A 13,997-nucleotide genomic window follows, 5' to 3' on the forward strand; every position below is an offset into this window, starting at 1 on the left:
ACTAACCCGGCATTGCGGGCTAAGCACAAGACTACGGGCGGAGAATCAACGTCGCCGTCGGGGACATAATAAATTCATAAGGGAGGGAACCATGCGCTCGCATGCGGCACTGACGCGCTATCGGACCATGCTGTTGCAATCGGTGGGGGTGACACTTGGGGTGACACTGGGGCTGACATCTGTGGCGGCGGCTCAGGAGACTTTCGGGCTTGAAGAAATCATGGTCACCGCGCGCAAATTTTCAGAAGCGCTGCAGGACACGCCGATTTCCATCACCGCCTTTACCGCGACCGATCTTGAAAAACGCGGCATGAGCAATATTTCTCAGATCGGCGACGCCACACCGAATATGAAATTCGATGCCACGGCACCGATCAGCGGCGCCTCGAACGCGGCCGCCATTTTCATTCGCGGCATCGGTCAGACGGATTTCATTCTGACAGTCGATCCCGGCGTCGGTCTTTATCTCGATGGCGTCTATATCTCGCGCTCGGTGGGTGGTGTGCTCGATCTCCTCGATCTTGAACGAGTTGAAGTGTTGCGCGGGCCGCAAGGCACGCTCTTTGGTCGCAACACCATCGGCGGCGCCATCAACCTCACCAGCAAAAAACCGGATGGCAAATTCGCCGGCATGGGCGAAGTGACCATGGGCAGCTACAATCGCATTGACGCTCGACTGTCAGTCAATATTCCGATTATCGAGGACAAATTCTTCGCCCGCATTTCCGCCTCGTCGAAAAATCGCGATGGCTTTGGGCGTCGTCTTTTGACCGATCAGAAATATGGCAATCAGAACACCAATTCCGTACGCGGCGCGTTTCGCTTGCTGCCGAGTGAAAATATCGAAATCAATCTGAGCGCGGATTACACCCGTGCCCGCGAAGAGTCGCCGGTGACAACGCTCGTCTGGGATCGTCCGCTTTCCGAGTTTGGCGGCGGGGCGATCACCGGGCTTTATAATATGTTCGTCGCGCCGGTGACCGGCCTTCCCTATGACAGCCGCTGGCTGCCGCACGAAAAAAATACTTCCTATGCCACCGGCCCCACCGGATCAAACCTGGATGTCTGGGGTCTCAGCATGACGGTGGATTGGGACGCGGGTCCGGTGGCCGTGAAATCCATCACCGCCTACCGCAAGGTGAAAGCGGACTTTGGCCGCGATCCCGATGGCTCGCCGGTGGTCCTGGTTCAAACCTCGAACGTCATGGATACGGAACAGTTCAGTCAGGAATTCCAGTTCACCGGCAAGGCTATGAATGATCGCCTGACCTGGCTCGCCGGAGCCTATTATTTCAAGGAAACCGGCTCTGACGATGTGACCGCCAATATCGGCTGGGGTATTTTCGAAGCGCTCGGCATTCCGCTGTCGATCCATGGCCCGACCATCGTCGATAATCGCAGTTATGCCGCCTTCCTCAATCTCAATTATGCCATCACCGATAAACTCAATCTGTCGGGCGGCATCCGCTATTCGGAAGACAAAAAGAAAGCCACGGTCAATCAGTATTTCACCGATCTCGGCATTCTCGCGCTGGCCAATCCGGTGGGTAAAAAGAACTTCGATGACGTCACGCCGAAGGTCAGTCTTGATTACCGTTGGACCGGGGAATTCATGACCTATGCATCCTATGCCAAGGGCTTCAAATCGGGCGGGTTCACCGGTCGTTATGTGGTGCCGACGCTTGAGCCGCGGCCGTTCGATCCCGAAAAACTCACGACTTATGAAGTCGGTTTCAAAAGTCAGTTCCTCGACAATCACGTGCGCCTCAACGCCTCCGCCTTCTATTCCGATTACAAGGATATTCAGGTGACGATTTTCAATGGTGTCGCGCCGGAAACCCGGAACGCCGCCAAGGGCCGCATCAAGGGTGCAGAAGTCGAACTCACGGCACTGCCCGCCGAAGGTCTGACGGTGACCGGGGCGATCGGTTATATGGACGCGAAATATACCAAGTTCAATCCGCTCGACAGCGTCGGTCTGGTGCTGCCGCTGCAAATCACCAACAAGTTTGTCAACACGCCTAAATGGTCGCTGAATGCTTCGGCGGAATATCGCTTCCCGCTCGGCGAGAAGGCGGGTGACATCGCCCTGCGCGCGGATTGGAATTACCACAGCAAGATCGCCATGGATGCCGTCAACACGCCCGAACTCATCCAGAAAGGCATGAGCCTGATCAATAGCCGCATCAGCTATCACTCGCCGAACGAGATGTGGGAATTTGCTCTGTTTGTCACGAACCTGACCAATGAGCGTTATTTTGTCGGCGGTGTTGCCGACATCGCGTCCTTCGGTCTTGTGGAAGCCACCTGGGCCCGTCCGCGGGAATGGGGCGCAAGCGTCAAGGCCAGTTTCTAGGCCTGTCGGTGAGGATGAACGACTGTCTTCCGACTAATGGATGAATGGAGAGTTTCATGAAAATCAGCGAGTATGTGCGATATGATGGCCTCGGCCTCGCCGACCTGATGCAAAAGGGCGAGGTGTCTCCGGCCGAGACGGCAGCCGCCGCGCTCGAAGCCGTTGCCCGCGTCAATCCGGAAGTTCATGCGGTGATTGAAACCTATCCGGAACGGGCCCAGCCGCGCTCGCTCGATGATTTTCCCGCTGGTCCGTTTCGCGGCGTGCCGTTCATGGTGAAGGATCTGGTGATCCATGAAACCGGTAAAAAGATAGAAGGCGGCAGCCGTCTTGCTGCCGGTATGGTGGCCCCTCATGATACCGATCTGATGGTGCGCTATCGGGCGGCCGGGTTGAATGTGCTCGGCCGCACCAAATCGCCCGAGATGGGCTATAATCTTTCGACCGAAAATCTGTTGCATGGGCCGGTGCATAATCCGTGGAACACCGAACGTTCGGCCGGCGGTTCGTCGGGCGGGTCCGCTGCGGCGGTGGCGGCGGGCATCTTGCCGCTTGCTCATGCGAATGACGGCGGCGGCTCGATCCGCATTCCGGCGTCGGTCTGTGGTCTTGTGGGCTTGCGGCCAACGCGCGGTCGCACGCCGCTCGGGCCGGATACGGGTACTGCACTCAATGGCTTCGGGGTTGAACATGTGGTCAGCCGCACGGTCCGCGACAGCGCCGCGGCCCTTGATGCCACCGAAGGTCCGGGCATCGGGGATCCGTTTGAAATCGCCCGTCCGGCGCGGTCCTATCTCGAAGCGGTATCGCGGGCGCCGCGGCCGTTGCGGGTGGGATTCATGGTCAATGCCTGGGGCGGCTGGCGCACGGCCCCGGACATCGCTGCGGCTCTCGAAGACACCGCACGGCTGCTCGGGGATCTCGGCCATCATGTGGAGGACGCGAGCCCAAACCTCGGCATGAGCTGGGACAGCTTCATCGAAACCAACGCCGTGATCTGGAGCGCCAATATCGCCACCTGGATCGATGGCATTGCCGGTCTCACCGGACGTGCTATCGGCCCTGACACGCTCGAAGCGACGACGCTTGCGGCTTATGAGTTCGGCAGCAGCCTCACGGCCAAGCAATATCTCGGGGCCGACGCCGCCTGCAATCAGGTTTGCCGCAGTGTGGCGCCGTTCTTTGAACAATACGATGTCCTGCTGACGCCGACCCTGCCGCAGCCGCCGCAGGCGATCGGCTTCCACAACGCGGACGAACAGGGCGTCGATGCCCGCGAATGGCCCCGGCGGGTGTTCCAGACCTCGCCCTTCACGCCGCTGTTCAATATGACCGGCCAACCGGCTATGTCGCTGCCGCTCCATCAGGGCGGAGACGGGTTGCCGATCGGCATGCAGATCGTGGCGCGTTATGGCCGGGAGGAGATCCTGTTCAGCCTCGCCGGTCAGCTTGAACAAGCCTGCCCCTGGACCGGGCGCGTGCCGCCCGTTTTCGCCAGCCACTAAAGGATAGCACTCATGACCACGGGACTTGTCTGGCATGAACTTTATATGTGGCATGACACCGGGAATTATGCCGGGGTCATGCCCGCGGGCTACCCCATCCAGCCCGGTCAGCATGCGGAAAATCCGGAGACCAAGCGGCGTTTTAAAAACCTGCTTGAAGTCACCGGCCTGCTCGATCAGCTGGCTGTGATCCAGCCGCGCAAGGCCACCCGTGAGGAAATCCTAAGGGTTCATGCGCCCGACTATATCGCCCGTATTGAAGCTCAAAGCCTCGACCGTGGCGGCGACGCCGGAGGGCTCACGCCCTTCAGCACCGGCAGCTTCGAGATCGCCCGGCTGTCGGCGGGCGGGGTGATCGCAGCCACCGACGCCGTGCTCGATGGCCAGGTGCGCAATGCCTATGCCCTGGTGCGCCCACCGGGACATCACGCGGTGCGCGACAGCGGCATGGGGTTCTGCATGCTGGCGAACGCCGCCATTGCCGGTTACCACGCTTTGGAGGCGCGCGGCCTCGGACGCATCGCCTATGTGGACTGGGATGTCCATCACGGCAACGGCACCGAGTCGATTTTCTGGGAAGACCCGCGCGCCCTCACCATTTCGCTGCATCAGGATCACTGCTTCCCGCCCGATACCGGCGGGGTGGAGGCGAACGGCGGCGGCGCGGGCGCGGGCTATAACATCAATATCCCTCTGCCGCCGGGCTCCGGCGTCGGCGCTTATGTGGCGGCATTCGAACGGGTGGTCATCCCGGCGCTCGACCGCTTCAAGCCCGATCTCATTTTCGTGCCGTCGGGCTTTGATGCCGGGGGTCATGATCCCCTCGGCCGCATGATGATGCATTCGGAAGGTTATCGCAGCCTGACGCGAATATTGGTGGACGCCGCCGCGCGGCTCTGTGACGGCCGCCTCGTCATGTGTCATGAGGGTGGATATAACCCGCCGACAGTGCCCTTCTACGGCCTCGCGGTGATGGAGGCGTTGTCGGGTATCTCGACCGGTGTCGAGGATCCGTTCATGGCCTTGCTCGGCGGCATGGGCGGGCAAGGCTTGCAGCCTCATCAGGCGGCGGTGATCGATCAGGCGGCGGCGCTTCTGTCCCGTATCGGCTAAGCCGTCACCATCCCTGTTCGCCGATCAGCGGCACGAAGCGGACCGCCTCATGGACCGTTGTCCTGAGCTCCGCACCGTGCCGCTCGATCAGCAGCAGGTTCTGTAAAAATTCTGCCGCGCCGACCGGGATCATCAACCGCCCGCCCGGGGCCAGCTGATCGGTGAGGGCCTTCGGGACCGACGGCCCCCCGGCGCTGACCAGAATAGCGTCATAGGGAGCCTTCAAGGGATAGCCGAGCGTGCCGTCCCCAGTGATCACAGTCACATTGTCCATATCAAGGTTGCTGAACCGCCCGCGCGCCGCCCGCGCCAGATGCGGCAGGCGTTCCATGGTCACCACGCGCTCCACCAGATGCCCAAGCACCGCCGCGCCATAGCCCGACCCGGTACCGACCTCAAGCACCCGGTCGCGCCGCTTGAGGCTCAGCAGCTCCAGCATGCGGGCGACAATATAGGGTTGTGAAATGGTCTGGCCTTCGCCGATCGGCAGCGCGCCATCGTCATAGGCGAGCGGCTGCATATCCTCGGGCACGAACAAATGGCGCGGGATTTTACCCATGGCCTCCAGCACGCGTTTGTCTGCGATGCCGCGCGCTTTCAATTGCGTGGCCACCATGTCAGCGCGGGCTTTGGCCCAACTGTCGGTGTCATCGCTCATCACTTGTCAGTATAAGTCATTTGTCTGTGCTTTTCATGGACTTTGCGGTGATGCCGGCAAACAATGGGGCAGCAATGATGGAGAGTAGATGTGTCGCTGACGCCGCCACTCGCTACGGTTGAGACTTTTCTGGCGCTTGGGGTCGCCCTGGGACTTGGCCTGCTGGTCGGCCTTGAGCGCGGCTGGAGCCTGCGGGCCGAGCCGGTCGGCGGCCGCTATGCCGGGGTGCGCAGTTTTGCGCTGATCGGGTTGCTCGGCGGCTTCACGGCGGTTCTCGAAGCCATGGGCCTGCGGCTTTACGGGCTGATGTCCTTTGCCATTTTCGGGCTCATTCTGGTGGTGACGGCGGTGCGGCCATCGATCACCGGGGCGCGCGGCATCACCACCTTCATCGCCGCCATCATTACCTTTGTCGTCGGCATCTGCGCCGGGTTTCAGGAATTTGAAATCGCCGCCGCCGTCGCCGTCGCCATGACGGTGGTGCTTGGCATGAAAGACAGCCTGCATCGCTTCATCGCCGGGGTGGAGCGCAGTGAAATCAACGCCGCCCTTCAGTTCCTGATCATTTCCGCCATTGTCCTGCCCATGCTGCCCAATCAGGGCTATGGCCCGTGGCAGGCGCTCAATCCCTATCAGTTATGGTGGATGGTGGTGCTGATCAGCGCCATCTCGCTGCTCGGGCATTTCGCGGTCAAATGGATGGCGCCGGGCAAGGGCATTCTGCTGACCGGCGTTCTAGGCGGGCTCGTGTCCTCCACCGCCATTGCCGTCAGTTTCTCGCGCATGGGCACCGGACGGCGGGAGCTCGCGCCCATGCTGGCGGCGGGCATTCTGGCCGCTTCCACCATCATGTTTCCCCGCGTGCTGATCGTGACCTTCGCCTTGTCTCCGGCTTTGGCGGAAACTCTGTTATTGCCGTTTGCGCTCGCCATGATCGTCGGGCTGTTCGCGGCCTGGCGGATATGGTCGCCGCGCCGGGACGAAGGCGCTCATGAGGGCGAGATCGAGGCTCCGGAATCCAGTTTCGATATCGCGACTCCGATCCAGTTCGGGGTTCTGCTGGCGCTGGTGATGCTGGCGGCGGCGGCGGCGCGGGCCTGGGTCGGTGATCAGGGCCTGTATTACGTGGCGGCGGTGGCCGGGATCGTCGATGTGGACGCCATCACGGTGACGGCCTCGCGCGGCAGCACGGCGGGGCTTTCGCTCATTGTTGCAAGCGTCTCCATTCTCATCGGCGTAACCTCCAACAGTCTGGCCAAGGCTGGTTTTGTCGCGGTTCTCGGTGGCGGTCCTATGCTGCGCTTCATCTGGCCGGGCTTTCTCGGCATGATTGTGGCGCTGTTCGCGGGGCTCGGGATTGAACAAATCGTCAAAGTCGCACTTGACGCGGGGGCTGGCTCGTGATGCTCTCTGCGCGCATTTTTGCGTGAGGATTTATCATGCCCCCGGTCACCCGCCAGACACTTGCCGAGCTTGTTGACGTTCGTCTGGATCGTCGCCAGATTCTGGGGGGCGGAGCGCTGGCCCTCGGTGCTCTTTTCGGCAGCACGGCGCTTGCCGGAGCGGCCAAAGCGCGCGGGTCCAGCCTGACCTTTTCCGAAGTCGAGCGCGGCAATGACCCGCATCATCACATCGCGCCGGGTTACCGGGCCGAGGTTCTGATCCGTTGGGGCGATCCGGTGGCGAAGGATGCGCCTCCCTTCGACCCGAACAACCAGACCGCCGAGGCCCAGCAGCGGCAGTTCGGCTATAACAATGATTTCATCGGCTATGTGCCGCTGCCGCTCGGGTCCAAATCGTCCGATCGCGGGCTGCTTTGCGTCAATCATGAGTATACGATCCCGCATCTCATGTACCCGGACCTCAAGCCCGGTATGCAAAAAGCCATGCCAAAGCGCATGGTCGATATCGAGATGGCCGCCCATGGCCATACGGTGATCGAGATCAAGCGCAGCCACGGCCAGTGGGAGACGGTGCCGGACAGCCTGTTCAACCGCCGCATCGACGCACTCTCGACCATCTTCCGGGTCGGCGGCCCGGCCGCCGGCCATGACCGGCTGAAGACCGAAGACGACCCCACCGGCACGCGGGTGATCGGCACCCTCACCAATTGTTCGGGTGGGGTGACGCCCTGGGGCACGATCCTGAGCGGCGAGGAAAACATCAATAAATATTTCACCGGCCGCCCCGCCCGCACGGTGGAAGCCGCGAACCATCATCGCTATGGCATCGGCGCGGCCTATGCCTTCCGCTGGGCTCATATCTACGAACGCTTTGACGTCGAGGAAGAACCGAACGAGCCCAATCGCTTCGGCTGGGTGGTCGAAATCGACCCCTATGATCCTCATGCCACGCCGGTCAAACGCACGTCGCTTGGCCGGTTTTTCCATGAGGCGGCAACCACCCTCGTCAACAAGGACGGCCGCGTGGTGTGTTACATGGGCGATGATACGGCCAACGAATATCTGTATCGCTTCATAACGCGCGGCAAATTCGATGCCCGCAACCGCGAACGCAACCGCGATCTGCTGGATGACGGCGTGCTGTCGGTGGCGCAGTTTTCCGAGGACGGCACTCTGCGCTGGTTGCCGCTCATCTGGGGGCAGGGCCCGCTCACGGTGGAGAACGGCTTCGCCTCACAAGCCGATGTGCTGATCGAGGCGCGCCGCGCCGGGGATCTTCTGGGGGCAACCCCCATGGACCGGCCCGAGGATGTGGAAACCAATCCGGTCACAGGCAGCGTCTTTGCGTCCCTGACCAACAACCTGAAACGCAAACCGGCCGATATCGACGGTGCCAACCCACGGCCGCGCAACCGCGATGGCCATATCATCGAAATGACCCCGCCCGGCGGACGCGGCAAGGCCGCCGATCACACGGCGGATGTCTATAAATGGGATATCTTCATTCTCGGCGGTGATCCCCGGGTGGCCCGTGATCAGGCCCATTACAATTCGCTGCCCACCGACGACGGCTGGATTTCCTGCCCTGACAATATCGCCTTCGACCCCAAAGGCCGCATCTGGATCGCCACCGACGGCCTGCCCGAACGCAACATTGCCGACGGCCTATTCGCCGCCGATGTAGAAGGCCCGGGACGCGGCCAGACCCGCCGCTTTTTCAGCTGCCCCATCGGCGCCGAAATGTGCGGCCCATTCTTCACCCCGGACGGCACCACTCTGTTCCTCGCGGTACAACACCCCGGCGACACCGCCAACAGCACCTACGCCGACCCCGACACCCGCTGGCCCGATTTCAAAGACGACATGCCCCCCCGCCCCTCCGTCATAGCCATCACCAAAATCGGCGGCGGCCCCATCGGCTGAAACATGGATGGCCGGTGTCCACGCCTGGTCATGACAAGTTCCAAAATCCCTGGATTACCGGGCTAGACCCGGTAATCCATTTGTCTCCCTACCCACCGTTCGCCCTGAGGAGCCCGCAAGGGCGTCTCGAAGGGCAGGACCACGAGGTCACGTGCTTCGAGACAGCCCCTCCCGGGGCTTCCTCAGCACGAACGGGTATGTTGTCGGGAAATTTAAACCGCGTCAGCCTTGGGGGCGGTCTTCCCCACCCACCGTTCGTGCTGAGGAGGGGCCAGAGGCCCCGTCTCGAAGCACGCGACCACAGGTAAAATCAAAGCCCGTAACCCACGGCCCGTTCCGGATCCCGCGCTGCCACTTCGCGGGCGAGGTCGACGATGACTTTGGCTTGTTTCCAGGTGGCGTCATCCTGCATCTTGCCGTCGATCATTACGGCCCCGGTGCCATCGGGCATGGCATCAAGAATTTTCTTGGCGAAGATCACTTCTCCGGCATCCGGGCTGAACACCCGTTTCGCGATATCGATCTGGGTCGGATGCAGCGACCAGGCACCGACGCAGCCGAGCAGGAACGCATTGCGGAACTGCGCCTCGCAGGCGTCGAGATCGGAGAAATCGCCGAACGGGCCATAGAACGCCTTGATGCCATAGGCCATGCAGGCGTCGACCATCTTGGCCACGGTATAATGCCAGGGGTCCTGCTGATACAGCGTGCGCGGGACGCCGTCGCCTTTCGCATCCTCCAGCACGCCATAGAACGGATGGCCGCCACCGACGCGGGTGGTCTTCATGCCGCGCGACGCTGCAAGGTCGGCGGGCCCAAGGCTCATGCCATGCATGCGCGGGCTGGCCCCGGCGATGGCTTCGACATTATTGACGCCCTCGGCGGTCTCCAGAATGGCATGGATCATGATCGGTTTGGTGATGCCGTTCCGAGCTTCAAGCTGGGCCAGCAACTGATCGAGATAATGGATATCCCACGGCCCCTCGACCTTCGGCAGCATGATGACGTCCAGCTTCTGGCCGATGGCGGGCACGATCTCCATCAGGTCCTCAAGCACCCAGGGGCTGTTGAGGCAATTGATGCGGGTCCAAAGCCCGGTCGCGCCGAAATCGGTATTGCGCGCCACCTCGATAAAGCCCCGGCGCGCGGCGTCCTTGGCGTCAGCCGGGATGGCGTCTTCGAGATTGCCGAGGATGACATCGACCTTGCCGACCATCTCCGGCACCTTGGCGCGCATTTTTTCGTTCTGCGGCGGAAAGAAATGGATCATCCGCTCAAGCTTGACCGGAAGCTCCCTGAGCGGCTGCGGTGCGCCGATGGCGAGCGGTTTATAGAAAGACCGGGGCGTTTTCTGCATGGCGGGCTGTCCCTCTCGTCAGCTTCTGTTGCGGCGCAGCATATCCCGCGCCGCGCCGCGCGCCAAGAAAATTTGTCCGGACTTTTGCGCGTGAACCACCCGGAGCCATGAGGATCAGCGATATTTGAGAGCGTCGGCGATCTTTTGCTCGGTCTTATACTGACTGAGCGCATAAACCGCCCACAGCGCCGCCGGAATCCAGCCAATCAGGGTGATTTGCAGGATCAGACAGAAAAACCCGGCAAAGGGCCGTCCGATGGTGAAAAACACCATGAACGGTAGAAAATTGCAAGCAACAGACGCATGTGAAGGTCCTATTTGGCGGCGGGTGGAAGGGGCTGATTGAGCGACACCTGATGCGGGTAGGGGATGTCGATGCCCTCGGCTTCGAAGCGTTCTTTGATGGATTTATTCAGACTGAAGCGAACTGCCCAATAGTCCGGCGTCTTGGTCCAGGCGCGTATGGCGAGATCAAGCGTGCTCGGCCCGAAGGCTGCAAGCTGCACTTCGGCGGCCGGATTATGCAGGATGCGCGGGTCAGCGGCCATGATGTCTTTCAACACCGAAAACACATGATCCAGTTTCGCCTCATGGGCGACGCCGAGGGTGAGTTCGATTCGCCGGGTGGGATTGACGCTCATGTTCTTGACCGCATTGGCCCAGATCAGCCCATTCGGAACCATGATGCGGATATTTTCGCTGGTGTTGATTTCGGTGACGAACAACGACATCTCCTTGACCGTGCCGGAAGCGCCTTGAACTTCAACGGAATCACCGACGCGGAAGGGTCTGAAAATCAACAACATGACCCCGGCCGCCACGTTGCTGAGGGTGCCCTGAAGGGCAAGGCCGACTGCGAGACCCGCGGCACCCAACACGGCAATCAGACTGGTGGTCTGGACCCCGAACTGGCTCAGCACGGCGATGACCGTAATGATCATGATAGCATATTTAACGAAGCTCGACAGGAAACTGACCAACGTCAGATCAATGCGCGGCAACCTGCTCAAGCGCCGGCTGACAAACCCGCGGCCCCAGTTTGCAAGGCTCCAGCCGATGATCAGGATCAGAATGGCTGCAACAATATCGAGGCCATATTTCACAAGCGTCGCGACCAGTTCAGTCATGGCCTGGTCAAGCTTTGCGGTGGTGATCGATCTGCCATCTAATTCCATGGTCGCCTCATCGGTCGGAGTTTAAAAAGACGAAAGCCGACCTTATAAGGTCGGCTTTCAAAATCAAAGTCGGTGCGTGCCGATCAATCGAACAGCTTGCCGAACTTACGCGGGCTGCGATCTTTCCACAGGCCACGATGATAAGCGTCCGACGCGAGGAGCGGAATAACGCTCGTCGCTTCGGCGAACACCATCTGTTCGTAAGCCATGTCGACCTTGCCCCATGAGCAGGCTTCTTTCAGTGTCGAGGACGAGCAAGCGCCATCGCGGCTGTCGGCAACCGTGATCTGCACAGCATATTTGTGCATTTCGACGTTTTCATGGCCAAGGATTTCGGCGCAGACAACCGTGTCCTGCACGAAGTTCTTCGGGACCCCGCCGCCGACCATCAAAAGACCGGTGGTGCCGGCGGCAACCTTGATGTCCGTCAGTTCACGGAAATCGGCGATGGCGTCGAGGGTCATGTAAGGCTTTTTGGCCTTGGCGTTTTCCACTTGATGCACCACGAGACCGAACCCGGCGCTCGAATCGGTGAAGGCCGGGCAGAAGATCGGCACGTCATGATCGAAGCAGGTCTCGATCAGGCTGTCCTTCTTCTTTGAATTGGCTTTCAGCCAGCGGCCCATCTCATAGATGAACTCGCGCGAGGAATAGGGACGCGCGGGCAGGCTGTCGGCGATTTCCTTGATGGTGTGATCGCAGGCCTGAAGCTCTTCTTCGTCGATATAGGTGTCATAGATGCGGTCGATGTAAAGATCGCGCAGATCCATGTCATTGACGAATTGGCTGCCCTGATAATGGCGATAGCCAAGCGCTTCAAAGAAATCCATGTCGACGATGGAGGCCCCGGTGGCGACGATGGCGTCAACCATGCCGCGCTTCACCAGCTCCACATAAACCTGCATGCAGCCGGCGGCCGAGGTCGAGCCGGCCAGCGTCAGGATGATCGAGCATTTCTTGTCTTCGAGCATCATGTTGTAGATGTCGGTGGCCCGCGCCAGATCGCGCGAGGTGAAGGACATCTTGCGCATGGAATCGATGATCGGCCGGGCATCAAAAGACGTGATGTCGATATGTTCGACCGGGCTGTTGAGAATGGCGGCTTTGGTGTTTGGAGTGGTGGTCACGATGAGAGTCCTTATTTGTGAGCGGCGCGCACGGCGCGGCGGGCCACAAGTTTGTCCTGAATGCGAATAGGCCGGGCGGCTTTTGGCACCTCGACCGGGAATATGGGTTCGGGCCGCACCGCAACGGTGGTATCGGCCTTGAAGCCATTGAAGCCCGTGCGCATGGCGAAGCCATAGGCCCCAAGTTGCCCGATTTCGATCCAGTCACCTTCCTGCACGTCTTCGGGAAGGTAAAACGGCCCTTTCATGAAATCTATGTTATCGCAGGTCGGCCCAAAAAAGCTGAAAGGCTTCATAAGCGGCGACGGCTGCGGCACATCGGTGGCGCTGATCTCGGCATCGGGCCGGATCAGACGTGCCGGATAGCGCCAGCCAAAGCCCTGTCCGGCATCGAACAGCGAGCCATAGGTGCCGTCATTGAGATAAAGCTTGTCGCCACGGCGATGCTCCACCTTGACGATGACCTTGCCGCCGGTGCCCGCAAGACCACGGCCGGGTTCGCACCAAAGCTCGGTTGCGGCGAAGCCGTTGTCGGCCACGGCCTGACGGATTTCAGCCATGTAATCTTCAAAGGGCGGCGGCACCATATCCGGATAGGCCACCGGGAACCCGCCGCCGATATCCAGGATATCCAGCGTCACACCGGCTTCGGCCACGATGGCGCGGGCCTTTTCAATGGCCTCGCGGTAGGACACCGGGTTCAGGCATTGGGAGCCCACATGGAAGCAGAGCCCAAGCTTATGCGACACCCGGCGCGCCTGACGCAGCAGGGTTACCGCCTCGTCATGCTCGGCGCCGAATTTGCCCGACAGGTCATAAGCCGCCGATCCCTTCGGCAGCGCGATGCGCACGAACAGATTGATGCGGCTCGCGGCGTTGGTTTCCTCGATGACCTTGATGATCTCGGATTCGCTGTCGATGACGAAATCGCGCACGCCCATGCGGAAGGCCGAGGCAATGGCGCGACGGCTTTTGATCGGATGCATGAACGACAGCCGCGCATTCGGGAACATCGAATGCACAAGCTCGACTTCGCCCTCGGACGCCACGTCGAAATGGCGCACACCGGCATTATAAAGATATTGCAGCACGCGGCGGTCCGGATTGACCTTGACGGCATAAAGCGTCTGGCCCGGGAACTGCGTCAGAAACGCGCGGGCATTGGCGCGCAGCTCGTCAGGATAGAGCACCTGTACGGGCTCGTCCGGGCGCAACGTCGCGACAGCTTCATCCAGCGACGCAAAAACCGCGAGGTCAGCGTCGTCACGGAAGGAATCAATCGGAAGGGACAGGAGCTGTGAGGTCATATCGGTCAACTGCATTGAAAAAATAACAGCGTCCCCGCGGTATTGTATACCGTAGGACATCCATTCCATCGAC

General features: G+C 60.7%; 10 protein-coding genes and 1 pseudogene. 5 read left to right on the forward strand and 6 right to left on the reverse strand.

The annotated features are described in order from the left end of the window. Positions 1–91: 91 nt before the first annotated feature. The 3 genes from NYP16_RS12745 to NYP16_RS12755 are packed head-to-tail and all read left to right on the forward strand — an operon-like array spanning position 92 to position 4,974. The gene (locus NYP16_RS12745; RefSeq protein WP_274944537.1) at positions 92–2,356 is read left to right on the forward strand and encodes a TonB-dependent receptor; all 2,265 of its coding nucleotides are present in this window, start codon (positions 92–94) and stop codon (positions 2,354–2,356) included. Between the two features lie 56 nt (positions 2,357–2,412). Further along, positions 2,413–3,861, forward strand: a complete 1,449-nt coding sequence (locus NYP16_RS12750; RefSeq protein WP_274944538.1) for an amidase — start codon at positions 2,413–2,415, stop codon at positions 3,859–3,861. A gap of 12 nt (positions 3,862–3,873) precedes the next feature. Further along, positions 3,874–4,974, forward strand: a complete 1,101-nt coding sequence (locus NYP16_RS12755) for a class II histone deacetylase (protein ID WP_274944539.1) — start codon at positions 3,874–3,876, stop codon at positions 4,972–4,974. A gap of 4 nt (positions 4,975–4,978) precedes the next feature. On the opposite strand, the gene NYP16_RS12760 is transcribed toward NYP16_RS12755, so the two are convergent. Then, positions 4,979–5,632 (reverse strand): protein-L-isoaspartate(D-aspartate) O-methyltransferase, encoded by a 654-nt coding sequence (locus NYP16_RS12760; protein ID WP_274944540.1) that lies wholly within the window; start codon positions 5,630–5,632, stop codon positions 4,979–4,981. Between the two features lie 90 nt (positions 5,633–5,722). On the opposite strand from NYP16_RS12760, the gene NYP16_RS12765 reads away from it, so the two are divergent. Both NYP16_RS12765 and NYP16_RS12770 read left to right on the forward strand, forming a co-directional pair. Beyond that, positions 5,723–7,036, forward strand: coding sequence for an MgtC/SapB family protein (locus NYP16_RS12765; RefSeq protein WP_274944541.1), 1,314 nt, complete (start codon positions 5,723–5,725; stop codon positions 7,034–7,036). A gap of 35 nt (positions 7,037–7,071) precedes the next feature. After that, a complete protein-coding gene (locus NYP16_RS12770; protein ID WP_274944542.1) occupies positions 7,072–8,958 on the forward strand; it encodes a PhoX family protein in 1,887 nt (628 codons plus the stop codon). A 310-nt stretch (positions 8,959–9,268) separates the two neighbouring features. Here NYP16_RS12770 and NYP16_RS12775 read toward each other — a convergent pair whose 3' ends face one another. The 5 genes and pseudogenes from NYP16_RS12775 to NYP16_RS12795 all read right to left on the reverse strand — a co-directional run bounded on the left by NYP16_RS12775 (position 9,269) and on the right by NYP16_RS12795 (position 13,924). Beyond that, on the reverse strand, positions 9,269–10,315 hold the full coding sequence (locus NYP16_RS12775) for an HpcH/HpaI aldolase/citrate lyase family protein (protein WP_274944543.1): 1,047 nt from the start codon (positions 10,313–10,315) through the stop codon (positions 9,269–9,271). A gap of 114 nt (positions 10,316–10,429) precedes the next feature. After that, positions 10,430–10,620 (reverse strand): annotated as a pseudogene (locus NYP16_RS12780) (YqaE/Pmp3 family membrane protein). A gap of 9 nt (positions 10,621–10,629) precedes the next feature. Beyond that, positions 10,630–11,490 (reverse strand): mechanosensitive ion channel family protein, encoded by an 861-nt coding sequence (locus NYP16_RS12785; RefSeq protein ID WP_274944545.1) that lies wholly within the window; start codon positions 11,488–11,490, stop codon positions 10,630–10,632. An 83-nt stretch (positions 11,491–11,573) separates the two neighbouring features. Then, a complete protein-coding gene (locus NYP16_RS12790) occupies positions 11,574–12,632 on the reverse strand; it encodes a 1,9-bis(guanidino)-5-aza-nonane synthase (RefSeq protein ID WP_346742530.1) in 1,059 nt (352 codons plus the stop codon). Further along, complete coding sequence (locus NYP16_RS12795) at positions 12,629–13,924, reverse strand: type III PLP-dependent enzyme (protein ID WP_274944547.1); 1,296 nt, start codon at positions 13,922–13,924, stop codon at positions 12,629–12,631. Before NYP16_RS12795 ends, NYP16_RS12790 begins: the two co-directional genes overlap by 4 nt. Positions 13,925–13,997 lie beyond the last annotated feature (73 nt).

The sequence above is a fragment of the Govania unica genome, from assembly GCF_027920805.1.
In the GTDB taxonomy this organism is placed as follows: Bacteria; Pseudomonadota; Alphaproteobacteria; order Sphingomonadales; family Govanellaceae; genus Govanella; species Govanella unica.